23 protein-coding genes and 1 pseudogene are annotated in these 24630 nt (G+C 56.1%); 5 read left to right on the top strand and 19 right to left on the bottom strand.

The genetic code is table 11. The features are described 5' to 3' along the window. Positions 1–12: 12 nt before the first annotated feature. The 11 genes from SH139x_RS02895 to SH139x_RS02845 form a co-directional block, all read right to left on the bottom strand. The gene (locus SH139x_RS02895; protein WP_488353782.1) at positions 13–717 is read right to left on the bottom strand and encodes a putative signal transducing protein; all 705 of its coding nucleotides are present in this window, start codon (positions 715–717) and stop codon (positions 13–15) included. Then, complete coding sequence (locus SH139x_RS02890; RefSeq protein WP_488353781.1) at positions 714–1175, bottom strand: DUF420 domain-containing protein; 462 nt, start codon at positions 1173–1175, stop codon at positions 714–716. Before SH139x_RS02890 ends, SH139x_RS02895 begins: the two co-directional genes overlap by 4 nt. Continuing rightward, positions 1175–1909, bottom strand: coding sequence for an SCO family protein (locus SH139x_RS02885; protein WP_488353780.1), 735 nt, complete (start codon positions 1907–1909; stop codon positions 1175–1177). The genes SH139x_RS02890 and SH139x_RS02885 overlap by 1 nt, the downstream gene beginning before the upstream one ends. Beyond that, positions 1909–2730 (bottom strand): ABC transporter permease, encoded by an 822-nt coding sequence (locus SH139x_RS02880; protein ID WP_488356150.1) that lies wholly within the window; start codon positions 2728–2730, stop codon positions 1909–1911. The genes SH139x_RS02885 and SH139x_RS02880 overlap by 1 nt, the downstream gene beginning before the upstream one ends. Before the next feature lie 83 nt (positions 2731–2813). Next, the gene (locus tag SH139x_RS02875) at positions 2814–3764 is read right to left on the bottom strand and encodes an ABC transporter ATP-binding protein (RefSeq protein ID WP_488353779.1); all 951 of its coding nucleotides are present in this window, start codon (positions 3762–3764) and stop codon (positions 2814–2816) included. A 14-nt stretch (positions 3765–3778) separates the two neighbouring features. After that, the gene (cyoE, locus tag SH139x_RS02870) at positions 3779–4921 is read right to left on the bottom strand and encodes a heme o synthase (protein ID WP_488353778.1); all 1143 of its coding nucleotides are present in this window, start codon (positions 4919–4921) and stop codon (positions 3779–3781) included. A 47-nt stretch (positions 4922–4968) separates the two neighbouring features. Beyond that, complete coding sequence (locus SH139x_RS02865) at positions 4969–5955, bottom strand: COX15/CtaA family protein (RefSeq protein WP_488353777.1); 987 nt, start codon at positions 5953–5955, stop codon at positions 4969–4971. Next, on the bottom strand, positions 5952–6128 hold the full coding sequence (locus SH139x_RS02860; RefSeq protein WP_488353776.1) for a hypothetical protein: 177 nt from the start codon (positions 6126–6128) through the stop codon (positions 5952–5954). Before SH139x_RS02860 ends, SH139x_RS02865 begins: the two co-directional genes overlap by 4 nt. Then, complete coding sequence (locus SH139x_RS02855; RefSeq protein WP_488353775.1) at positions 6125–7474, bottom strand: cytochrome c; 1350 nt, start codon at positions 7472–7474, stop codon at positions 6125–6127. Before SH139x_RS02855 ends, SH139x_RS02860 begins: the two co-directional genes overlap by 4 nt. 326 nt (positions 7475–7800) lie before the next feature. Then, positions 7801–8598, bottom strand: coding sequence for a methylamine utilization protein (locus tag SH139x_RS02850; RefSeq protein ID WP_488353774.1), 798 nt, complete (start codon positions 8596–8598; stop codon positions 7801–7803). A gap of 225 nt (positions 8599–8823) precedes the next feature. Beyond that, positions 8824–9042, bottom strand: a complete 219-nt coding sequence (locus SH139x_RS02845; protein WP_488353773.1) for a hypothetical protein — start codon at positions 9040–9042, stop codon at positions 8824–8826. On the opposite strand from SH139x_RS02845, the gene purD reads away from it, so the two are divergent. Beyond that, positions 9029–10327 (top strand): phosphoribosylamine--glycine ligase, encoded by a 1299-nt coding sequence (gene purD, locus SH139x_RS02840; protein ID WP_488353772.1) that lies wholly within the window; start codon positions 9029–9031, stop codon positions 10325–10327. The genes SH139x_RS02845 and purD overlap by 14 nt on opposite strands. A 261-nt stretch (positions 10328–10588) precedes the next feature. Here purD and SH139x_RS02835 read toward each other — a convergent pair whose 3' ends face one another. Continuing rightward, a complete protein-coding gene (locus SH139x_RS02835) occupies positions 10589–11257 on the bottom strand; it encodes a lactonase family protein (RefSeq protein WP_488353771.1) in 669 nt (222 codons plus the stop codon). Positions 11258–11719: 462 nt separating this feature from the next. On the opposite strand from SH139x_RS02835, the pseudogene SH139x_RS02830 reads away from it, so the two are divergent. Further along, positions 11720–12034, top strand: a pseudogene (locus SH139x_RS02830) (alpha/beta-hydrolase family protein); the annotation flags it as partial. Positions 12035–12077: 43 nt separating this feature from the next. On the opposite strand, the gene SH139x_RS02825 reads toward SH139x_RS02830, so the two are convergent. From SH139x_RS02825 to SH139x_RS02815, 3 genes are all read right to left on the bottom strand, one after another. Continuing rightward, positions 12078–13550, bottom strand: coding sequence for a transposase (locus tag SH139x_RS02825; protein WP_488356149.1), 1473 nt, complete (start codon positions 13548–13550; stop codon positions 12078–12080). 274 nt (positions 13551–13824) lie between these two features. After that, on the bottom strand, positions 13825–14727 hold the full coding sequence (locus SH139x_RS02820; protein WP_488353770.1) for a hypothetical protein: 903 nt from the start codon (positions 14725–14727) through the stop codon (positions 13825–13827). Beyond that, entirely contained in the window at positions 14727–15218 is a 492-nt protein-coding gene (locus SH139x_RS02815) for a hypothetical protein (protein WP_488353769.1), read from the bottom strand. The genes SH139x_RS02820 and SH139x_RS02815 overlap by 1 nt, the downstream gene beginning before the upstream one ends. Before the next feature lie 75 nt (positions 15219–15293). Here SH139x_RS02815 and SH139x_RS02810 point away from each other — a divergent pair, with 75 nt between their 5' ends. After that, the gene (locus tag SH139x_RS02810) at positions 15294–15974 is read left to right on the top strand and encodes a transposase (RefSeq protein ID WP_488353768.1); all 681 of its coding nucleotides are present in this window, start codon (positions 15294–15296) and stop codon (positions 15972–15974) included. On the opposite strand, the gene SH139x_RS02805 is transcribed toward SH139x_RS02810, so the two are convergent. After that, positions 15869–17104 carry a WD40/YVTN/BNR-like repeat-containing protein gene (locus SH139x_RS02805; RefSeq protein ID WP_488353767.1) on the bottom strand — a complete coding sequence of 412 codons (1236 nt, stop codon included), beginning with the start codon at positions 17102–17104 and terminating at the stop codon, positions 15869–15871. The genes SH139x_RS02810 and SH139x_RS02805 overlap by 106 nt on opposite strands. Positions 17105–17193: 89 nt before the next feature. Here SH139x_RS02805 and SH139x_RS02800 point away from each other — a divergent pair, with 89 nt between their 5' ends. Further along, positions 17194–18021: an IS21 family transposase gene (locus tag SH139x_RS02800; RefSeq protein ID WP_488353766.1), complete on the top strand. Its 828-nt coding sequence runs from the start codon at positions 17194–17196 to the stop codon at positions 18019–18021. Positions 18022–18385: 364 nt separating this feature from the next. On the opposite strand, the gene SH139x_RS02795 is transcribed toward SH139x_RS02800, so the two are convergent. From SH139x_RS02795 to SH139x_RS02785, 3 genes are all read right to left on the bottom strand, one after another. Then, positions 18386–21571 carry a bifunctional serine/threonine-protein kinase/formylglycine-generating enzyme family protein gene (locus SH139x_RS02795; protein ID WP_488353765.1) on the bottom strand — a complete coding sequence of 1062 codons (3186 nt, stop codon included), beginning with the start codon at positions 21569–21571 and terminating at the stop codon, positions 18386–18388. 72 nt (positions 21572–21643) lie between these two features. Beyond that, entirely contained in the window at positions 21644–22219 is a 576-nt protein-coding gene (locus tag SH139x_RS02790; protein ID WP_488353764.1) for an ECF-type sigma factor, read from the bottom strand. Between the two features lie 64 nt (positions 22220–22283). Then, positions 22284–23213: a hypothetical protein gene (locus SH139x_RS02785; RefSeq protein ID WP_488353763.1), complete on the bottom strand. Its 930-nt coding sequence runs from the start codon at positions 23211–23213 to the stop codon at positions 22284–22286. 486 nt (positions 23214–23699) lie between these two features. Between SH139x_RS02785 and SH139x_RS02780 the strand changes: the two genes are divergently transcribed. Then, a complete protein-coding gene (locus tag SH139x_RS02780; protein ID WP_488353762.1) occupies positions 23700–24572 on the top strand; it encodes a TIGR02452 family protein in 873 nt (290 codons plus the stop codon). Positions 24573–24630: the final 58 nt, after the last annotated feature.

Genomic DNA, 24630 nt, shown 5'->3' with positions numbered 1-24630 from the left:
TAACGAGCGACTCTACTGCAAGATACTAAGCCACACGGCGCAACTGACCAGCATCAACATCGGCATTAACACGAACAGCAAGAATAAGCGATTTCGCTGGTCCGCAACCTGACTGCCACCATCGCACCACACTTTCGCGGCCAAAAATAAGGCGATCAAGTGAAACGGTGGAAATCCAAATACCGTGCCAAACGCGCCCCACAACCAAGCCCGCCGAATACGATCCTCGCCAGCCGCGGTCGATTCAAAGTCGGCTACCCTTTCACTGAGCAGCCCGCCTGGTGCCACCCCGCCAACTTGTCGGCCAAATCCCCAATCAGCTCGCCCGCTGTCTTGACCGTGCCTATTTTGATCATACGCACCCCGATCGCCACTGCTGGCATGCTCCCCTTGATGACCTCGTGGTAACGAACAGCTGTAGCAGAGATCGAACGCCGCCTCATTCGGTTCGCCGCAGCGTGGGCAAGTCCAGCCGACTTGCTGCTCCCGTTGCCGCGCGTCACTGGCTAGCAGATCTTCAGCCCGCTCCAGCTCTTGCTGGGGAACTTGAACGAGCACGCCCCCTAACGCCAGGCCCACGTAACTGAGGCTGCGTCCCGATTCGGCACCTTGCACAAAAGCACTAAATCCAGCCGACTCCAGGCGATCGCGAAGGATCTCCGCTTCCCAAACTTGCGAACATCTTCGCAACGTAACCAGATTGACTTGCTCACTCATTCCACAAAGATTTGATAGAGCATCAAGTAGACAATCACACCGGTGACCGAAACGTAAAGCCAAATGGGATAGGCAAAGCGGACCAAGCGGCGGTGGGCCTCGCGGCGATCACGCAACCCCAACACGGCCGCCCAAATCGCCAGCACCGGCACCGTCACGGCCAGCGGCACGTGCGTGGCCAACACTAAGAAATAGATATTCCGCGCCGTCGACGAAGCCACCGCCGGGTCGCGGGGAAACACCTTGTTATAAGATCCGGTCGTCTCATATAGGGCCACTTTATGCAACAGGTAAAGCGCCAAGAACAGGGTACTCACAGCTAACGCGGTGAGCATCAAATTACGATGGGCGGCAATCTTACCTTGTTTGATTTGCCATAGCGCGATCAACAGCAAGACCGTTGCCAAAGCATTCAGCGAAGCGGTCGCGTGGGGCAGATTATCGGCCAACCATTGCATCAAGCTGACTCCAGATCACGATCAAACAAAGCCCTAATATCAGCTTGCAGTTTTCTCAACTGGCCGGCATCATTCCAGCGGTAAAAGTCGACCACTTTCCCATCGGGGCCCACCAAAATGAATTTCTCGGTGTGGAATTTCTTACTCACCGCCACGCTGTACATCTCCGCGCCGACCCGTCTGATGTAGGTCAAGTCGCCCGTGAAAAACAACCACTGCTCCGGATCGGCCCGATAGCGCTTGGCATACTCGCTCAAGACCTCGGGAGTGTCCGCTTCGGGGTCGACGGAAATCGCCACAAAACGTACCGGTTGTCCCTTGAACTCCGTTTGCAACTGCTGCATTTTTTCGTTCTGCAGCTTGCAGACGCTAGGGCAAGTGCTGAAGAAAAAACTAGCCACGTACGGTTGCCCACGCAGATCGCGGCTGGAAATCTGCTCGCCACTCCGCTCAGTCAACTCAAATTCGGTCAACCAGCCGGTCTTAGCCAGCTCCTCGTCACCCGCTCCAGGACTGGCTCCCGCCGGACCATCTTGATCGGCCATCCCACCATGAGTATCAAGCTGATGCGAGTCAATTTGGTCGGCGGGCAGTTCGGCCAACGCATCGGGCGACAGCAAGCTGCCGCCATCGACCACGTCACGCGTTGTCTCATCGGTGCGAAGGTAACGCAACGACAATCCAACTCCCAAAGCGACGACCAGAATAATGACAACGTTGATCGCGGTTCGCATCAGACCACCAAATCGGCTCGACGACTGCCACGCATCAAATACGCGGCCAACAAAAAGGTTCCCACTAAGAATGCTACGCTGATCGTCCAAGCAAGGATCGGTGCCGGCGCCCAACCGCTCGAAGCAAAATCAACGGTCGGATAAAGCAAACGTCGCGATTCGGCCAATGAGTAACTGAGCGGGTTCAGTCGCATCACCCAGTGCAAACCCAATTGCCCCACAGTCGCTTCAGCTCCCAACGCGGGAATTGGAAAAAAGGAACCGCTGAGCAACCACATTGGCATCAGCCCGAGCATCATCACGGCGTGAAAGCCCTGCGTGCTGTCCATCGGCCAAGCCACGATCATGCCCAGCGAGCACATCGACAGCGCCATGATTGCCAACAGCACCAACAGCGGCACGATTGACCAACTGATCGGAATCGTGCCAAAGGCGTAAGCCAACGCCAGAAACACCAACGCCTGCACCCAAGCGATCGCGGCCCCGCCGAGCACCTTGCCGGCCAACACGGGCAGCCTGCCAACTGGGGCCACCAACACGGCCTGCATAAACCCTTCGCGACGATCCTCGATCACCGAGATCGTGGCAAAGATAGCTGTGAAAAGGACAATCAAGGCGACGGTGCCGGGCAAAAAGTACTCCAGAAACCCTTGCTCACCAGCTCCCTCAAACGATCCTCGCAGTCCGGTGCCAAACAGCAACCAAAACAACAACGGCTGCACAATCGCCGAAACCACTCGATTTTTTTGGCGAAAGAAACGCGTCCACTCGCGACGCGCCAACATCCAAGTCGCCGCCCAGCCGCTGGGCCGCACGGCCATCGAGCCCACGCCGCTGGTGGCCGTCGCCGTGGCCTCGGCTCGTGAGCCCGATTTCGATTCCATTTCTGTATTCGTCGTAACACTCATCGGCTGGACTCCTCCGCTTCCCGTTCCGCAGCCCAAAACCGATGGCCCGTTTTGGCGATAAAGACATCTTCTAAACTCGGCCGGCCCACGGTGATCGTCGTTGCCGCCGTCCCCAAACGCTCGGCCAACCGGGGAACCAAAGAGGCTGGCTGGTCGCTGCGAATTCGCACTTGCTGCTGCACCCGCTGCGCGTCCATGCCCAATTCGTCCCGCACAATGCGTTCCGTCTCGCCGGCGTTCTCGCTGACCACTGTCACCAAGCCCTCTCCCAACTCTTCGCGTAACTGTTCGGGGCTGCCCGAAGTAATCACTTCGCCATCAGCCAAAATCGCGATCCGCTCGGCCTTTTCGGCTTCTTCCAGCAAATGCGTCGTTAACAAAATTGTCATCCCGCTGGCTGCCATCTCCGCCAACGCGTCCCACAGATCGAGTCGGGCTGCCGGGTCGAGTCCCGTGCTGGGCTCATCCAACAACAAGACTTGCGGACGATGCAACATCCCTTTGGCTAACTCGACTCGTCGCTTCATGCCGCCCGAAAGGGTCTCGCAAAAGTCGCCGCGACGATCGGTTAATCGCATCAGCCTCAACACCTCGTCACGACGTTGGCGAAGCAGCGAACCGCCGATCCCGTACAGCGCGCCCTGGCAAGCGATATTTTCGTCGACCGTCAGCTTCTTGTCCAAGCTGGGTGCCTGAAAGACGATGCCAATCCGACCGCGTACCGCCGTCGGCTGACTGCCAACATCCGCGCCGGCCACGGTGATCGTGCCACTTTGCAGTGGCATCAATGTCGAGATCAAGCGGAAGAGGGTGGTTTTCCCGCTGCCGTTCGGCCCCAACAAACCAAAAATCCGCCCGGGCTCCACCTGTAAATCGACACCTCGCAAGGCGTCGCGGTCTCCGTACCGATGGCAGACCGCCGAAACGGAGATCGAAGAATCAGTCATTATGTGTTAGCTGTTTAAATCAAAGCGGAAAGAACCAAGACCATCATGGCGGCTGGGAGCTGGACCAGCGAAGCGCGCAACAATCGCCGCGCCGTTAAATCATCGGGCTGGCTGGCAAACCGCAGCGATGCGAGTACAAATTTTGCCGTTACCAACACCGCGGCAACCGCAAACACGATTCCCCAAACACTGATCCCCAAACCTTCGCCAGTCGCCGTCAACGGACGGACTAACGCGACCAAAACCAACATCAACAGGATCGAACCTGCCACCGCTTGGCGCCCAGCACTTCGGCCGGAAGGATCAACCACGGGGCTCATCTGCAAACCGGCCGCACCGTAATCATAACGATACATCCAGGCAATCGCCATGAAATGCGGGTACTGCCACAGTAATAACACGCCAAATAATAACCAGCCCTCAAGGTCAGCCAAGCTACCCCCCGCCGCCGTGTAACCCATCTGCATCGGCAGCGCGCCGGCAATCGCACCGACCGCCGTGTTCCAGCTGGTCCGCGTTTTCATCGGCGTGTAGACAAAGACGTAAAGCAGCCAAGTGGCCACTCCCAACATCGCCGGCGTGGCTCCGACCAAGAACGTCAGATAAGCGGTCCCCACGGTGATCAGCATCAGCCCAAACGGCGCCGCACTCCACCGCGACACCCGCCCGGCAGGCAAAGGCCGCATCCGCGTCCTGGCCATCCGACCATCGACTTGATGCTCCCATACCTGATTCAGCACCCCAGCGCTGGCCGCCACCAAGGCGGTCCCCAGCAAGAGATGCAACAACGGCAACCACTGCAAATCACGTCCCGCCATGAAAACGGCCGACAACGCGGTCACGATCAGGATCATCGAGACAATCCGCGGCTTCGTCAGCTCCAAAAAGTCCGCCGCCAACCGCGATCGCTCCAAATCGTCCAAACCAACCGCTTCATCCGGCAATGCTTTCGCGTCCGGGACCACTTCCAATGCGCTTGCCACGGCACCGCTCCCAAACTGGACTGAATCGTCAATGGCCGGATCCAAAACGCCCGTCGCCCGGCCCGCACTCACAGCTGGGTCGCCAGCACTCACAGCTGGTTCGCCAGCTTTCGCAGCCGTTCCAGTCGATGGACGTTCCGCTGGTCTTCGCTCTGCCAATAAATTACCGCTCATCGCTCGCTTTGCCTCTCTCCCACCCCGCGGGGCGGTTCGGACAGGTGTTAATGAATCTGCGTTTGAGCCGCCCTGCCCGTCCTCAGCCACAACATAACAGAGCAAGCGATCAGCAAAGAACCGGTGGCCACATGGGCAGTAACGATTCCCGACTCAATGTATCCCTTCGATAAGATCACGTAACTCGACAGTGGCGGCCACATGCCTGCCGGCCATTGCTCGGTGCTCAGCGGAACTCCATAGTTCACTATCCAGGTTGCCAACCCCAAGCCGATCTGCAGACTCAACAAGCCTACCAACCAACGGGCCGGTCGCGACAGCGCCAAATCGCCGCACCCCCACAATCGGATCGCTAAAAATCCGCCAATCAACCAGACAAGCAGCGCCGTTCCCACATGCGTCTCCACCAAATGCCGGAAAGCGGTGGGCGAAGTCTCGGCCTGCAAGTGACGCAGTTGGGCTCCCAACAGTAACTGCACGTAACACAACACGGCCAGACCCACCGCCGCTCGCTGAGCCCAACGCCCCACCGTGACCGTTTGCCCTTTTTGATCCAACACGCCGGCTGAGGCTGTCCACCACCACTTCGACGTCACCACTGCCGTTGCGGTGCACAACGCGAAAAACGCGGGGCCAAAACACCCGTGGATCATCGCCAACAACCGCGCGTCCAAAACCACCCGCATGCCGCCTAAAATTCCCTGAATAATGACGCTGGCCAAGACGCCACCGGCCAACCAAACGACCCAACGTCGCGGCTCGACCCACCAAGCTGTGGCAAATAACACGATCGCCACAAAGCCTACGACCGCCGCCAACAATCGATGCCCATGCTCAATCAGCAGGTCAAACGGTCCGTACAACCACGTCTCCAGCGGATACAAAAACATGTTGTATCCGTAAGTACCCGGCCAGTCAGGGACCGCCATCCCAGCGTCGTATGTGGTGACTAACCCGCCTAACCAAATCAACGGCCACACCAAACAGACAATCGTCACGGCCAGCCAATGCACTCCCCTGCCAGGCACGTTCATAATCGCCCCCGCATCCGAGCTAACGTCTCGCCAAACATCCCGCCTAACACCGCACCACCAGCCCCGAAGACAAAGCCCCAAACCAAACCGCCGCGCCCCAGCCCAACCATCACCGTAATGCCCAAAATCATTCCCAGCACAGCGAACAACGAGCGATATGTTTGCTCACTCATTGAGTTGCCTCCGCCACCTGACTGGAATTCGCGTTGGGACTTGTGCTCGGCGCTGATCTACCAGTCTCCAGCGACCGCACGTAGGCAACCAACTGCCAAACTTGATCAGCCGTCAGACCGGTTTCCGCAGGCGAGTCGACTAAGTTCACCGCCGGCATCGGCGTGCCGTCGATCCCATGCACAATCCGCAGATACAGCTGTTCGGGAGAGCTGCCGCCACGGTAAACACCGTTTGTCAAATTCCTTGCCGGCAGCGCTCGCGGCCGAAACGCGCCAGCGTCGAAAAATCCCGCTAACTTCTCGCGATTCCCCGGGTCAATTCCCAACTTCGTCGTCCACTCCTTCGTCCAATCATCGTAGTCAGCGGGCAACGACGTGATCCCGTTACCAGCCGGCCCGTGGCAGCTGGCACAATTGGCTACCTGCCCGTGATACAGCTTGTCCCCCGCCGCAATCAGGGCGTTCGATTGCAAATCAAGCCCAGGCGAAATTTCCACCTGCAAGCGGCGTGACTCGGCTACAAACCACTGCTCTGCCACCGCACGAATCTCGGCATCGATCCAGGCTTGCTGCTCAGCGGCCAACTCGGCTTGGGCATTGCGTTCCTGAGGCCGCAGCCACTGAGTGCCGTCGGCTAAATCGTATTCCAACCCCTCCGCGGCGATCGCCAACAACCGCCGCTCGACTTCACCGCGAATCGACAGATATATCACGTAATCCACCAACGCCTCCCGCTCCTCCTCGATCAGCAACGCAAAGGAGGGCATGGGAACTCCCGGCAACCCGCGGTGCAAAGTGCTGAGCAAGTCGTCGCGGGTCGGTTTTACGTTCCGCGGCGTCGATTTGTATTTGAATATTCCAGCGCGAAAATCTCGCGGATAAGGTCGTTGCAACATCGCGGCTGGTCCGCGTCCATTACCGGCCAAACCGTGACACGCGTTACAATGCTCACGATACAGACCCACGTGGTTATCGTCGCGGTCGCTGGCGAAGGGCCCGGCTGCTTGTTCCAAACGCTGCATACTGAGCAACCCGGCAAACTCCCCATCGCTCTCTAAAATGGCCGGCAAACGCGGCTCGTCGGGTGTGCCAAACACGTCGACCAAAACCGCTTCCACATCGCCGATCGCTTCATCCAAAGACACTCCCGTCTCCGCTTTCAACAGCTCCGCATGCACCGCGTTACCGGTAAATTGCACCGGCCCGGGACGACAACCAACCAGAACACCCAGCAATAACAAACTGCAGAGCGTGCCGCCAACTAGCGACCGCTGGGTGCCGACTGACGAAAGCTTGGAGACTCGCGCATCGGGCTCAGAAAATGCTGGAGAAAAATTCCGCGTCATCGGGATGCTAATGCTTTCCTCGAGGGATGAGTTGAACGAGCGGGTGAGTGCCGGCAAACGAAGCTGCGGGAACCGAACATTAGTAGAACCCCGCAGCCAGCACCCGCTTAACCCGGCACCATCGCGACAGAATGCCGCACAGCAACAACACGACTGTCGCGGAAACGCCTTAATCGTAACTTCCGCCCCCCCGCAGGGTAAGTCCCCCGAGGCAGACAGCGGCTGGCGGCCAGCTATCAAAAGCAGCCCTCCGAAGGCGCAAAAAAACAGCATCCGGAAACTCCGGATGCTGTCGCGTTTCATGGTCGGCCACTTAGCCAGCCGGCTTACTTACCGAAGGCTGCAGCGGGGATTTCAATCGTCCCCATGTCGTTCTCGCCGGGCTTGACGTCGACTTCAAAGCGATTGAGCCGCCATTTCGTCTTCTTGCCATTGATCATGACTTCCTTAATCGGGCCATCAGCCGCTTCGGCGTACACCCGAAAGACCAACTCGTCACCAGCGGGCAGACCTTTGATCTCCAAAACACCATTCTCGTCGCTCTTGGCAACGAAAGGATGCTCCAGCACAACCACGCGGGCTCGCATCCAAGGGTGAATGTTGCAATCGACGGGAATCGGTGCCGGCTCGGCAGCGTCCAACTGGAGTGCAACTTCGCCACCAGGAGGAATCTGCAGGTTCTTCCCCTCATTGCGAATAAACTGCATGTTGGCGTTGTGCCCCACTTCGTCCGGATTGGTCACCTTGAGAGTATCGCCAGTCCGCATGAGCAAAATGTGCGGCTCGAAACGACACTCCAAATTCGCCAATTCGTGCGTCTTCGAGACTGGCTCGTACTCAGGCAATTTCGAACCGCCACGTCCCGTGTAGACATAAACGACGACGTTCTTGATCCCGTTATTTTCGGAGTTCACAAGCAACGTTTCGTCAAACAGCTTGGTCTTGCCGCAGAACTCGATGTCTTTGTTGATATTTACCGACTCGGCAGCAGGTGCTTTGCCGCCGTAGACAAATTTCATTTTCAAGGTGCCCGTCTCATCGGCAGCAGTTGCCAAATTCGAGCTGAAAGCACTGCTCGTCACGGCCGCGGTGACGGCTAAACCAATAAATGCACGTCGCAACATGGGTAGTTTCATCCCCAGCGAATTGGAGTTGTTTGGATACACCAGTAAGAAAAGGCGGCAGCCGGATAAGGTGGAGAATCCGGCCACCGCCTCAATATCAAATTAGCTACTAATTAGCGGAGTGCCATCCCAAGGAGGGAAGTAAGGAATGGCAGACGCCTTCCGCTGGTGGGTAGTGCTCAATTATACCGAGTCCTCGGGAAAGATCCAGCCCTAGGGACGAATCTACGGGGGAATAATTCCCGCTGGCAACAAGCGATCCCCCGACCACCCGATAGCTAACAGCCGATTTATCTGCCGAATTTTCTTGGCGATATCACGCGTCGGCGTTCCCTCGCCGCCGCCGGGCGATTGGCTTATGATGGCCGCCTGTCGGTTGTTTTTCCCGGCAATTGCCCCCTCGCTTCCTTTTTTCTTGCTGTGCGTTGCTATGAAAGTGCTCATTGTCGGTAATGGTGGTCGCGAACACGCGCTAGCTTGGAAAATCGCCGCCAGCCCCCGCGTCCAGCACGTCTACGTGGCTCCCGGCAACGCTGGCACGGCCCTCGACGCGGTCAACGTGCCGATCGCCGCCACCGACTCGCCAGCACTAGTCAAATTCGCCAAAGAGAACGAAATTGACTTGGTCGTCGTCGGCCCCGAAGCGCCGCTCGTGGCCGGCCTGGTCGACGATCTGCAAGCGGCCGGGATCCGCGCTTTCGGACCCTCCAAAGCGGCTGCCGAACTGGAGGGGAGCAAAGTCTTCTGCAAAAACTTGCTGCATCAAGCCAACATCCCCACCGCCGCCTACCAAACGTTTCGCAGCGCCGAAGATGCCGCTCGGTACATCAAAGATCGCTTTACCGAACCCGACGCCAACTGTCCGGTGGTAATCAAGGCGGATGGCCTGGCAGCCGGGAAAGGCGTCATCGTTTGCTCAAAACGCAACGAAGCCTTAGCGGCCATCCAGCGAATCGGCGAAGATCGTGAATTCGGCGCTGCGGGCGACAAATTAATTATCGAGGAGCGACTGATCGGTGTCGAAGCCAGCGTGTTGGCGATCACCGACGGCACCACCATCCTCACGCTCCCAGCCGCTCAAGACCATAAGCCGGCCTTCGACGGAGACCAAGGCCCCAACACCGGCGGCATGGGAGCTTACTGCCCCACGCCTGTGGTCGACGAGGAAATGATGGCGAAAATCGAAGCGACCATCCTGGTGCCCGTGGTACATGCCATGAAACGCTCCCGCCGCCCCTTCCGCGGTGTGCTCTACGCCGGCTTGATGCTGACCGCAGCCGGCCCCAAAGTTCTCGAGTTCAACGTCCGATTCGGTGACCCCGAATGCCAACCCTTGCTGATGCGACTGCAAGGCGATTTGGTTGAAATTATAGAAGCAGCCGTGGATGGCAAACTGGAGAGCATCGAACCGCCCCAGTGGGACCCGCGGCCCAGCATCTGCGTGGTCATGGCCAGCGAAGGTTATCCAGGCGACTACCCCCAGGGACTGAAGATCAGCGGGCTCGAACAAGCGGCAACGGTGGACGATGTAAAAGTCTTTCACGCAGGCACGAAGGAAGGCTCGGACGGGCAAGTGCTCACGGCCGGAGGACGCGTGCTGGGGGTCACGGCCATTGGCAATTCGATCAGCGCGGCCAAACTGCAAGCCTACCGAGCCGTTCGCGAAATCCGCTGGACCGGCGCTTGGTGTCGCAAAGACATCAGCGACAAAGCACTCGCAGAAGCCTGAAGTTAGCAGTTAGCAGTTAGCAGTTAGCAGTTAGCAGTTAGCAGTTAGCAGTTAGCAGTTAGCAGTTAGCAGTTAGCAGTTAGCAGTTAGCAGTTAGCGGAGTGAATCAAAGGCTTGGCAGGAAACTACGTCCCTGGAATTTTCCTGCCCCCATTTTTTCGACCACTTTCTCTTGAGGTTTGTGCGCGACACCTGCGGAGCGCTTCTTAGTCCTGATCGGATTTGCTTCGTTTGACCAAAACGTTTAGCCGGAGATCGAAATCACGCTAACCATGAACACCGAACACAAAGCCTGACCCGCATGGCACACAATCCAAGATCGACGTGCAGTACAAAACGCCCGTCGGGAGCCGCTTCGATCATGTGCGCGTGCGTGCGATCGTGTCCGCTGATCGCAAAGCTATCAGGAGGCGCGTTGGTCGCCTGGATAGGGCCAATCTCTCCAGAGTCTACTTTGACATCGGTTGCTTGGCCCAAGCGCCCATCAGGTAAGATGGGTAGAACAGCCACCGTGCCGCCAAAGTAGTTTGCCACAAAGAGAAATTTTCCCGAGGGATGAAGACTCACGTAGGTCGGCCCGGCGCCGCCCGAAGGTACGGAATTCAACAGCGTCAGCTGGCCATTTTGATGATCAATCGAATAGGCGCTGACGGTGCCGATGTTGCCGGTCCCCACGCGAGCGGTTTCATCAGCCGAATACATGTGCGTACCGGCGGGATTGATCACCAACGAGCTGGGACTGCTTCCCGACTCGAGTAGACCGGCCGGGGTCAAATCACCGGTTTCGCGATTGACTGTAAAGATATGAATGCCCCGGGCATTGCCCGGCGGTAGGTCGACCTGAGTCGGCAAGACATCGCGGAGCGGAGCGCTGGAGGTACCCACGTAGGCCAACAACGGCCCGCCGGGGTTGGCCGGCTCGTCCGCCACTGCTGTCCGTAGAGGTGACGCGACCAACGGTACAGCCGCAGCCACCGTCGCGGAAGAAATCAGAAAGCACGGCGGTTGGAAGCGAACGGGGGCATGCGAAACCTCGACGGAAGAAATGACTAGCAGGTTGTTTGATTCGGCGAGCAAGCTACTGATTGTAACTGGCAACCAACCGGTCGGTACTACCCGCATCGCCTAAAGGCCACACACTGGCGGAGAGGCTTCGCCAGGCTAACACACAACCATCGATGTTAGATCTTCTGCGCTGGCTCTCCTCGCCCCTTCGGCCTACAGATATGATTTAGCGTCAGGCAGTCGGCTGGAACAATACAACGCCCCCTACCAAAGATACCCTCGAAGGTCGCCGAAATCGTCCTGCTCTTTGGCGTGCTAGTCATTTTTCGTGTAGTGTAAACTTAAAACTCCCCCCGTCACCTTTTCCACCCCGTCACCTTTTCCACCCTAGCTTTTTTGCAACACGACAGCGATCCAATCGTCTTTTTCAGCTTTCAATCAGCCTGGCAAGAACCCGCTTGGATGCGAGGCTCCCGCGGGGCCGATGCTTCCCCCGAGTTACGCTGGTTTCCGATCGTCACTATGTTACAAGTTGCCGCGGACATGATCGTGGGAACCGCGCCGCCCGGCTTTGGTCACGAGTATGCACCAGCTGATTACATTGACGCCTGGCACGCACTTTCCGAACCCGCCGGCTGGAGCGCCGAGGAATTGCAACGTCTGAAAGATTTGTTCAAAGCAAAACAAATGCTAAGCCAATAGTTTGGTCGTTCCTGAGCCGAATCGCCTAAAGAGATCGTCCAGCTTACAGCGATGCGTTTTCACTGCGTTTTTCGCGGTTGTATAGCGTCAAGGTGTTCTGAGCGAGCGCCAGCAGGCCCACCTCGGCTCGTACCCGAGCTAATCCGTGACCGTGTTGAGTAGTCTGATTGCGGTGGAGCTTTCCGTCGCCAAAACTTCTTTCAACTGATGAACCACGCTTCCCTCGACTCTGGCGACCCGCTTCACCTGACATCTTTTCCTTTTGCGCATCCAGTAGATGCTGTTCTTTCTGGCGGCTGATGGTCCGACGTTTTGAGCCATTGCCCAAGCACTTGAACGCTAGTGGACAACCCAAGCAATTTTCCTTCGACTGCTCAAAACGCAGTTCCGGTACCATGCGTCCACAGGCGCGGGGAAGCTGCACGGTACGTACTAGTTTCATCGCATGGCCACCAGGGCAGCGCAGCTCGCCGGTGGATCGATCAAAGTCGAATTCGCCTGAGGGTATTTGGAGTTGACCGTTGGCCAGTTTACGTTGCTGCATGATGTTGTCCTGAACCGGTGCCCACAAATCAATTCCCAACCGCTCACAATCCTTCAAATCAAGAATCGAGCAGTAGCCGGCGTCGGCATGAATCGTCCGCAAGCAACCCTTGACGATACGTTGGCATTGCTCGATCATCGGTCCCAGGGTTGTGTTATCACTGTTTTGCCGAAACACTTCAAAACCTAAAATCACACCACTCTGGCAGTCGGTCATATACTGGATGTTATAGAGCGGTCGGACCACGTCATATTTGTCTCGGCCAATCACCGCCTCGGGGTCAGCCGGACTTACGACCAGCTTGGCTTCATCGCGGCGATAACGTGAGTGAGCCTTGCGATTATCGCGGATTTTATCAAGCAATTCGCGTTTTGCTTGCCGCAGACTGTGCAATTGCCTGCCACGTCCTGCGGCGGTTTCAGCAATCCACTTCGGGACCTTCTCGAGTGGCTTTGCGGCAGCGATCTGAAGCGGGTCGTCAATTGACCAGATCGCTCGTTTGAGTTTATTCAAGCGACGATTGATCTGCTTGAGATTGTAGATTTTGTGTCGTGACGCATTGGCCGAGGTGAACGTTCCATCCAAAGCGGCTTCGACGGGATCGACCAGCCCGTTATCGGTTGCATCATTGATGAGCTGCTGGTGGAGAGTATCGATGAACTTGCCAGCTCGGTCTCGAAAGTCGTACCAGGCTGAACGCGAGGGAGCGATGCCTTGGCCAACCAGCTTGCATTGATCTCTCGAGGTCGCGTCGCGAAACCACTGGGCCGGACTGGTCAGTCCGGCGAGGATCTGAACCAGCACAACGGCGAGCATCAATTCAGGCGGATACGGTTTCGATCCGGTACCTCGATACACCTCACGCAGTGTCTGCAAATCGAGGCGGCTGATGGTTCGCCGGACGGCCTGGACATGGGAATCGTCTTTGAGCTGCTCTTGGAGAGCAAGTAGTTCTGGGGAACCTTCCGCCAGGGGCGGATACTGGAATGCAGTTGTTTTTTGGTGACAGAGTCATTAGCTTTCAACTGGCCTCGTCGGAGTGACAATAAATCACTCGCACTCGTAGTGCGAACAGTCCACCCCGTGCGAGGCCATTTTTTTTTGCTAGCAAATCATAAGCTGTAAGCTGGACGATCTCTGAAGCCGGGACACCAGCGCAATGCAAATCACAATCTCGCTGCACCCCCTGAAAACCGAACACCAGGGCTGACCCCGGTCGGCAAACCCGGTCGGCAACATTGGCAGGTTATTCATTGGCGGGGAGTTCCGCTAAGGCTTCGAAATAGGCACGAATGGCTTTGGCATAACGGGGAACATACTCCGTCGGGATGTCGGCTCGCAGCAGTCCTCGCGTGCGTTGCGGCAAGTGTCCCCAAACAGCTTGACCCTCAGCCAGCGGTGGTGCTTGTCCGGCCCGCGCTGCCACAGCCGCTTCTTGCTTGGTCGCTTGGCCATCATCACCCGCCGCCGAGCCATCACCCTCGCCCGCCGGCGTTTGCTGTCCCTCGTTCTGCCCCGCCCCTTCCGTTCGCTGCTCGCTACCTTGCTCTGCTTGTTCTGACTGCTCTGTCTGCTGGGTCTGTTCTGTATTTGATTCTCCCGGCTGTTGATCCTGTTGCGCGTCCGGATCCTGCTGGGGCTCGCCAGCAGGTTGTTGTTCAGACTGCTGACTTTGCGCCGCGCCCGTTGGTTCGTCGGATGAAGCGGTGTTAATGATTTCATCCAACAGATCGATAGCCCGCTGTTGCGAGCTCAACGTGTCCTCATCGACTTGTCCCCGCGAGAGCCGCTGGCCAGCGTCGCGCATCGCCAAATAGGCTTGCCACAGCGGGATCCCCGAGTTTTCTTGCGCTGACTGACTGGCTTTGGATTTATCAGAACTCGGCTGCGCGGAGTTCTGCGGCGCGGCGGAATCGGCCGCTGGTGGGTTAGCGGTTTCAGGTTCGAGATCGAGCCCCTCAAGTAACCCTCCTAAACCGTTATCATCAGCTTGCTGTGGATCGGCAGCGGGTTGATCAGGAGCCTGTTGATCAGCGGGTGGTGGCTGGAAAGCGGTCGCCGGCGGGTCTTGCCAGAGCCACCAAGCGGCAGCCAGCAGGCAGACGATGATCAGCGGAGCCGGGACGGGCGATTTAGCTTTGCGGTTCATCAGCGGGACCTGAGTAGTTCTTCATAGCTTTCGATGCGATCGATCAAGCGTTGTTGTTCTTCGGCCAGTTTTCGTTTGGCGACTTCGTAACGAGCTTTGATGGCCGGATCGGTCGATTTTTCCGTCGCTTCTTCGATCGCTTGCATCAGCTCCATCGTACGCGTTTTCAGAAACGCTTGCGTGGCACGAGCCAAACGCAAGCTGGCCATCATTTTTTTGTTCTCTTCAGCTTCCGCATTTTGTTCTTCAGTCGTTGGTTCGCCACCTTCGGCGGGAGCCGATCTTTCGCTGTTGTCGGTTGCCGCGTCCAAACTTTCCAGGACCAGGTCGAGTCGTTGCAAGGCGGCCGTGGCGGCGTCCAGCGAGACGGCCGTGGGTTCACCCCGCTGCAGCAATTGGGCCGCGATTCGCATATCGGCCGCGGCGTCTCCCAAGGTTTCGGGAAACCCGGCCGGTTCGCTGGTCGCTGTCGCCAGTTGATTGCGGAGCAAAAAAGGGTCAGGAGCCGTTTTGGTTGACTGGGAAATTTTGTTTCGTTATCTTGCTGGTCTACAGGAGACCCAACGATGCCACGACCACCACGCGCCGATGTTGCCGGTGAAATCTACCATGCTTTGAACCGGGGCAATGGCCGGATGACCATCTTTCACAAGGCTGCTGACTACGAAGCGTTTGAGCGGGTGCTTTGCGAAGGACTTGAAAAATTTCCCGTTGATTTGTTCGCCTACCAATGGATGGGAAATCACTGGCACATGGTTATCTCTCCACGTGAGGATGGGGCGATGAGTCGTCTCATGTACTGGGTGACAATGACACACACTGCTCGACATCATGCGCATTACCATTGCGCTGGCAGTGGACATCTTTACCAAGGTCGCTACAAGAGTTTTCCCATCCAGAGCGACGAGCACTTCTTCGTGGTTTGCCGCTACGTTGAACGCAATGCACTTGCCGCCGGACTTGTCGACGCGGCGGAACAATGGCGTTTCGGAAGCTTGTTCAATTGGTGCGGTGGCAAGTGCGGCGTTAAACTGGCCCGCTGGCCATTACCACGCCTGCCAAATTGGGTTGCAAGGGTAAACCGCCCCATTGGCGAGAAAGAGGAAGACCAGCTTCGACGAGCAATTCAGCGCAGCCAACCCTATGGAGACATGGGGTGGGTCGAATCAACAGCACGGAAGTATGGTTTGGAGTCGACATTGAGAAAAAAGGGACGACCACGCAAGTTTCCCCAAACCGCCAAATAGGCTCCTGACCCTTTTTCTCCCCAAACCGCCAAATAGGCTCCTGACCCTTTTTCTCCCCTGTGACCTCGATAGCTGCCTTCGATATAGACTTCGGGAACTCCCGGCATGCTCGCGTGTCGCATGTCCCACACAAAGCGAATGAGCCCCAGTTCTCCTGTGAGCAGCCGCGGCACGGGAGGCCCTCCGGCGTACTTTTGAAACGACTCATCTTTCTCCGATGAGAAACGATTGACTAGCAAACCGTCAGCATCTCGAATTTCCAGTTCAACATGCGCCCCCTCGGGCAACTCCGGAAGTTCGTAATAGATCACCACGCCGTTTGCTGGATTCACACCATGCAATAAATCAGTCCCGTCAAATTTTAGATCTGTCTTGTCTAAGTGGCTGCTGTGATTGGAAAGGAAATCCGCTGCGGGCTCAAAGAGGTGCATATCGGCGTTCGCATCGTCTTGCAGGTACTCTCGCTGGCGAATCAGCTCCAGATCGTCAAGAATCCAAATTGACCGCCCCGAAGTGGCGACAATTAAGTCGTCGTGACGAATCATCAGATCGAGGATCGGGGTAACTGGCAAGTTGAGCTGAAAGGGCTGCCAAGATGCTCCACCATCTCGCGAGAGATATAATCCCATTTCCGTGCCGGCAAACAGCAAGCCCTGCTGCCGAGGCTCCTCGCGGACGACTCGGGTAAACGCCCCCTCTGGAATGCCGCTGGAGATCGCCGTCCACGATTGTCCGTAGTCGGTTGTCTTGTACAAACCCGGACGTTTGTCATTGAATTTATAGCGAGTTGTCGCGATGTAGGCGGTCGCCTTATCATGCGGTGAAATTTCGATCGCGTTGATCAAACACTCATCCAAATCCTGGGGAGTCACGTTGGACCAGTTATGCCCCGCGTCTCGAGTCAGTTGGACGAGTCCATCATCGCTACCAGTCCAAAACACCCCCGGCTCGTGAGGTGATTCGGCCACGTAGCTGATTGTCCCGTAGCTCTCGGCACCGACCGCTTCGACCGTCAACGGCCCGCCCCCCTTACCCTGCCGGTGATCCTGATTCCGAGTCAAGTCGGGAGAGATCTCTTCCCAGGTTTGACCCAAATCGCGAGTTCGCAACAGATATTTGTCTAGCGACAATTAGTTTCCCCTCTCCGCGACAATTAGAATTCCCACGGTTGGGAAGATGTTCGCATAATCGCAAGCTCCTACTCTCCAAGGAGATTGCGATGGTCACGGATGGACAAGTTTCTGAACTCAGGCGATGGCTGGCCGCAGGTAAGTCACTCGCCGCTTCCGCCAGGATGGCTTCGATGGATAAGAAAACCGCACGTTCCTATCGCGATGATCAGCCGCTGCCCTCGCAACGGAGAGCTCAACGACGTGAGTATCGAACTCGCATTGATCCCTTTGCCGACGTTTGGAACGACGTCGAGCAGGTGCTCCAAGCCGAACCGAGGCTCAAAGCGATTACGCTTTTTGGCGACCTTCAGCGGCAATATCCCGGCAAGTTCGAGGATTCGACCCGTCGCACCTTTGAGCGACGGGTCGCTAACTGGCGAGCCATCCACGGGCCCGATAAGCCGGTGATCTTTCCGCAAGAACATCACCCCGGACGCTTCGCCGCGAGCGACTTCACCGTCTGCAATGAACTCGGCGTGAAGATCGCGGGAGCCACTTTTAAACACACGCTCTTTCATTGTGTGCTGACCTACAGCAACGTCGAATCGGTTTCGTTATGTTTCTCCGAATCTTTCGAAGCACTTAGCGAGGGAATTCAGAACGCCTTTTGGCAATTCGGGGGCGTGCCCGCGCAGCACCGAAGCGATTCGCTCAGCGCGGCCGTTCGAAATCACTCTGATCGAACGACACTGACGACGCGTTACGCAGCCCTGATGGATCACTACGGCTGCGTCGCCCAAAAAACTAATGCCAGCGGGAGGCTTCGCCAGAGTCGTGTCTTGTGTTCGGTGTTCAGGATCAGCGTAATTTCGACTTGGTTTTCATCTCGCCTCTTCTTTTATCATTCTTGGTGCCGGTCTTCGGCCTATCGATGAGATTTGGCGTCAGACGGTAGGCTGGAACAAGTACAACGACTCCTTGCCCTAACAGCAATTGGACACACGAAACAGATAATCCACCCTCTCCCCAACACCGAACACAAAGCCTGACCCGATTGGCACTTCAACGAAAATGGACCCCAACGAGCTTGCCTCGTTCGGTGAACAAGGTTGCCGGCTAGCAATAATCGCCGCGTCGCGCGCCGCGTTTTCCCCGCCGACCGCCTGCGGCCTGCGGCGGGTAGGCAGGACTGGGATAATATCGCGTGGGATGTGGCGGCCGGGGAACATCTCTTCACAATAGCGGTAATCGGCAAATGCGCCGGGCTTTCGCACCAGCGATACTATGACGTGGCAATAGTCACGGCAACTCGCTTGGCTCATGCATTGCCCGCCAGACGACTGAGTAAAAGACTTTCTGATCCTCAACGTACGAAAGTGTGTGAGCTGGATACCACGCTCCCAAGCGCCGGAGGGTGATTTCTTCGGAGTACTCTTCTTCGCTGATTCGATTCGAAAACTCCCAGGGCTGTCCGTCGACGTCGTCTCTGAGAACGGCGAAAAACTCTGGTTGACTCGGGTTGAACTTAGTTTGAAGTAGAAACGGCTGCCATTGCTCCGTTCGCGATTGCTCAATCAGGTCGGCTAGTTCTCTCATTGGTCTTCGCAAGCGAATACGATGACCAACGCCAAGCATAAATTCATGCGCATACCGCGCGTATTCCCCTAGTTCTGTAATGCTCCTCGGGATCCACCCGCTTCCGCTTTCCACATTGAAACTTGTTTCAAGATTGGATGAAGGAGTTGTCCACACAGCCCAAAAATGATCCGGTTTGCGTTCAATCCAGACAGAAAGACTCAGCAGATCCTCCTTACTTTCGATCGTATCTTGGCTAGCTTGCTCAACAGAACTTAGCGGAAAGGCGACGCGCCAGATACAGGCATGGCTGCGCCGCAATGAGTCGAAGTCAGCATCGAATTCCTCCGTGGTGTGAAATTGCACGATCCACTTTTTGGGTTTGTCATATTCGAGTGCAACCGCGTCAAAGTGGCTCGTCTCAGTACCTGTCCTAACATTGACCACCGTCGGTACAAACCGTCTGTCGAGACTATCAATCCAATTTCGAAGTTCCTGAAAACTCGCACCATGAATTTCGGCGAATTCAACGACCTTCGGTTCCTTTGCCTTGGCACGCGCGTGGAAGGGGTAGTCAGCAAGATCGAGCACGGGTCTGATGCCAATCGCCACATCTGGCACAATATTTTCGGCCTCGGCACATCGACTCGAAGAGCGAGCCGTATCCGCATGCCACCAGAAATCGCCACCCCGAACGACACGAAAAGTCAGCGCAAAACTAGTTGGCCCTTGCGGGTCTGTTGCATGGGAATCAACCAGCGAGTTGTAGTAGTCGTCACTCCAACGGTCAGCGATCCATTCGCGAACATTTCCATGCATATCGTATAGCCCGAACGGGTTTGGAGATCGAGACGCAACAGTCTCTGGCAGCCCCACTTTGCCACCGCCCACGTTCTCAACCAACCTTAGTTTTGGGTAATCATCGCCGCACCAGAATCGCGATTGATTTCCCCCGCGGCATGCGAATTCCCATTCAGCCTCTGTTGGAAATCGATATCCGCCTGGTCCATAGTTGGCATCTTCCGGGGGACGCTGTTGCAGTATTCCATCCCGAATGCTCAAGCGAGTAAGAAACTCTTTGCTCATAAGCCAACTCACTTTCTCCACGGGCAAGTCGCTCGCCGATCGGGAGAGGTTGGGTGGTGCTTGGCCTCCCGAGTACAAAGATGGGTTGGCAGACATGATGTGTTCGTACTGCCGCTGAGTGACTTCGGTCGTCGCCATATAGAAAGGCTTCGACAACTTGACGGAGTGTTGCGGAACTTCGCTCCGAATATTTGCACGCCACATATTGCCGACATGGGCGTTATCGATCGTCCGCTCAACGTCTTCATTTGTGCTTCCCATCAAGAACTCGCCGGGCGGAATGAGCCTGAATTTCATAGCCCACCGGTTTTCGAACTCGACCGGCACGCCCAAATAGTCGGCCCACGCCTGCTGAATGCTTGCCGCCTTTGCCGAGTCGACAGGGACTCGCAGTGGCGGCGGGGCTCCGTCCTTAACTTCAATGCCGTTCGACGTGTTAGGGCCCGCTTCTTCTTGAGCTTGACCATTTCCGGACCCCTTCGATGTGCTAACCGCTGCACTGCTGTTCCCGTCGGCCTGCGGATGAGTTGTTTCTTGCCGCAGCATCAGCCCAAGAGGAAAAGCAGCAGCTAGCGCCAGTGCGAGGCCAACACCAAGGATTGTCGTAAGTGGTTTGCGCGACGTGGGGCAGGGGGCGTCGACTATCGCATTCTCCCCACCTAGTCCGGACAAAGTTGCGCTCTGCACAGAGCCGAATCGCTGTAAGTCAGTCTGGAATTGTTGAAGCAGCTGGCTGACTTCGCGAGCCGATTGAAATCTCTCGTTTGGTCGTTTCGCTTGCAGCTTTTCGATGACAGAGCATAGCCAATCAGGTGCATCGGGAATTAGCTCTTGCACGGCTCGCGGTATTGCGGATACGACGCGATGCATGATTGCGAGAGAGGTGCTCGCACGAAACGGAGGACGCCCTGTCACCATGACATACAGTACGCTACCCAGGCTAAATAAGTCTGCGCGGGCATCAACTGGGCGGCCAGACGCTTGTTCAGGTGACATGTACATGGGGGTTCCGGCGACGAGTCCGGACTGAGTGAGGCTCGTATCGTCCACGGTTCTCGCCAAACCGAAGTCAGTGATTACTAATCGACGCTCGGCGCCAGCTTCAATCAAAATATTGCTTGGTTTTACATCGCGATGGATGAGTCCATTCTCATGAGCCGCCGACAGAGCCGAGCTTAGTTGGGCAGCTAAGGGAAGGATCTCCTCCAGCTCAAGTGGTCCCGCCAGATTGATAAGGTCCTGCAACGTTGAGCCACGTACGTACTCCATAACCAAGTACGGCAAGGGCGACTCTTCGACGGCGTAGACGCTGATCACATTCGGATGCCGTATCGAAGCACACGCGCGTGCTTCTCGAACAAAGCGTTTCCTCGGTGGGGATGTTGTGGCAAGATGTGGTTGCAGCACTTTGATAGCCACATCACGTCCAAGCTTGGTATCTCGGGCCTTCAAGACGATTCCAAACGCGCCTTGGCCAATCACACTTTCAACCTCGTAGTGAGCCAAGCTACCAAGGACTCCAGGCCGAAACGATGGTTCTAGGAACGAAAGATCGATATGTACTGGTTCGTGCAGAGTCGTTGCCTGCTGTGCCGCTGCTGTCGCAGGCTCTGCGTCAAGCTCTGAATCGGCATTGGTTGTATTGAGCCAATTCGACGAAGAACCGCAATCGAGAAAACTACCAAGTCGACTTGTGGCCTCAAGAAGACCCTCCACTCGCTTGCGAAGCATATCGTCTCCATTGCACGTCTGCTCAAGGAATTGCGCCCTGGCAGATGGCTCCTCGATATCGATCGCTCTCAGGAAAATCGTACGTTCTCGCATGCTTTTAACCAACTCCTTAATTGTCCTCAACCCGCAAACGCTGTTCCGAGTTTCATGGTCCTAGTGCGATCTTTACGTGCCACGCGACTGCTCGATCTCAGCGAATAGCCACGTTCGCGCGAAAGCCCAAATCCGCTGAGCAGTTCGAAGTGATATGTCCAGATTCTCCGCCACCTCCGACATGGTCAACTGGGCGAAGAAACGCTGTTCGATAAGCTCCGCAGCAGTAGGATCCTGCTTGTTCAGTTTGTTTAAAGCTTCATGGAGCGACAGCAAATTCTCGGGCGATAAGGTCTCCACTGCATTGAAATTTGCCAAGTCGACGTTGCTTCGCTCCCAGTTTCCGCCGCGTTTAAGTCGCAATCGACTGCGGGCATGGTCGACGAGTATGCGCCGCATTGCGACGGCAACGACCGCCATGAACTGCTGTCGATCCCTAGCGGTTACGACTTGTTCTTCGCTCCCCAGTAGGCGCATGTAAGCTTCATGTACAAGCGATGTCGCATCGAGCGTATGCCCCGCGCGCTCCCGATGCAACTGGGCAGTCGCTATCTGATGCATCTCGCTGTACACAAGCGGAATCAACTCGTCGCGAGCTGCACCTTCACCACTTGCAATCTGAACCAGCAATTCAGTAATGTCTGCCATTCGTCTATGTGTCAGGAGAGCGATACTCGTGTTTAGTTATGTTTAAGCCAAGCCAATGGTCTATCTACCCTCCAGCTTGGCGAACACCGCGGAATCGCACGCCATTGTTCGTTGTGCCGAAAAACCGATCCTCGGCCACGTTAATGATGAACGTTTTGCCACGTGCGTCTGTCATTCGAATGACACCGTTGCCATCCTCCGTCCATTTAGCATTGAGCGGCTTTCCCTTGAAATACAGCGTCGCCTTAGACCTTCCACGAATGTCGAACGTGAGCCGTACTCCGTTGTTCAATGCGACGCTCCACTTGCCGATAAAACGCTGACTAGTCGTTTTACGGTTCCTTTCGTTGGGCCTTGAGTTTGTACTCAATTGGTCCAGGCGGGTCAGCCAAACCTGCACATTCGCACCGTCCTTCGCGGCCGCATTGAGATACTCGCGAGCAAGCTTTACATTTCGGTAGCGATCGTAGGACCAGAACACGGCGAACGTCAAATTCCGTCCCTGCCAATCGGAAGTTCCGGACTCCCCAAGTTTCATCCATGCAGTGCCGTCGAGTTCGGCAAGCGTCCTGCGGACCTCTTCACCTTGTGCGTTCTCGAAAACTAGCACGGTTTGCGTCGCAGCCTTGTCAATTTTTTTCAGCTTGTGCGGAATGCCGACCAATTCAATTACCGAATTACCAGGCTGCAATCTACCGGTTTTGTATTCGACAGAATCTGACAAGGCCAAGACGTTTCTAACCGCATCGAGATCAGCCTGAATTCCGCTGGCATAAGAAGCGTTTTCAAGAGAATCCAGTTCGCTCTCGAGGAAATTAGCCGCAATTGCATACTCGCGACGTTGCAGAAGCTTCGCCGCCTCCCACCAAATTTCGTCTCGAAGATCGCGCTCTTCCTCCTGTCCCACAGCATCCTGCATGAACACGTTTGGTGCAAAAGCAACCACGGGAAAAATTACAGCCAAGCTGACAATCAGTGATCTTCGAATTAGCATTGATAATTTTCCTTTTGAATATCGAGTCGCCGTCAGACTTGTTCTAATTTCATTGGCGATTTGTGTTCCTGGACTCTGCCAAATTTTATTGTATTTTCTTTTGAATCAATAATATTCGCTCCCCGGCCACAACCCTCTTCGAAATTGCGCAAGAATCTTCTTGCGCATCTAACTTATTACTCACAAAAGACTTTGGGCAACTTCCACGTGAGCTATCCGGGACTCACTCACAAGCAGCGCATCCTAAAATCCTAGGCGTGGGAGGCTTCGCCAGGGTTGTGCCTGGTGTTCGGTGAACAAGTTTGCCAGAAAGCAAGAATCGCCGCGCCGCCTTGGAGATGACGCGCGAACTTGGGCCAGCTTTCAACTAAGTGGCGACTTTCGATAATCTTTCCTACGATATACTGCGAGGCAGTATATAAATCCTGACCATTTTATCGTGTTCAGGCATCAAATTCTCGACCGTAAGTACAGAAAAGAATCAAGATGAACCAGCTGGAATTTCTACCTTGCCTCGATTCCGAGGAGATGGCGTCAGCACGAAAAAGTGAGCTTCTGTTGGGAGGCGACTTGGCCATCTACCACTCGCGGATTGTGGTGCATGCGGTTACGGAGGGGTTTTATGAAAACGAAAAGAACGCGAGAGTCGACTGGGGCGAGCAAGTGATCGAAGCTTGTGTTGCTAAGCGAACCATTCCTCCTTGGCAGCCGCTGCCGTCGACATCACGAGAACCGTTTGATCGTACGCGTGTTCAAGTTAGCAACGAGACAACGTTCGCCGTAGCCCGTCGACTACAGCAAGACGGACATCGACCGCTCTCGCTCAATTTTGCGAATGGTATTTCGCCTGGAGGCGGCTTTCTCACTGGTGCGACTGCTCAGGAAGAATCGCTCTGCCGCTTGTCATCGTTGTACTGGACACTCTTGAGCGATCCAATGTACCTATATCATTCGTACCTTCACATGCAAGATTCGTCAGACTGGGCAATTCTGTCGCCCCAAGTTCCCTTCTTTCGTGACGACTCACTGGTCGCACTCGACCAGCTGATTCGATTGGATTGGCTCACCTGCGCCGCCCCCGTTGCTGGGAGAGCCGAGTTTGCTAAAGCGGCTGAACTGTTGAAAAAACGCATCCACCGCGTGCTCGCGATTGCGACAGCTTACGGCTACACAACACTAGTCCTGGGTGCGTGGGGATGCGGCGCGTTTGGGAATGATCCTCAACGTACCGCCGAGGACTTCTTGGAGGCCTTGGGAGAACAATTTGCCGGCTCCTTCTCCGACGTCGTGTTCGCGATTACCGATTGGTCCCCCGATCGCAAATTCCTTGGACCATTCCGAGACGTCTTCCGCCCATGAGGGTAGGGTCATCATTCGCGCCGGAGCTATCCCCCACGCATCGCACATGTTCTTCCTC

The sequence above is a fragment of the Kothea flammea genome, from assembly GCF_052161645.1.
Lineage (GTDB): Bacteria > Planctomycetota > Planctomycetia > Pirellulales > Pirellulaceae > Laterigemmans.
This window is presented reverse-complemented; position numbering and strand designations above follow the sequence as displayed.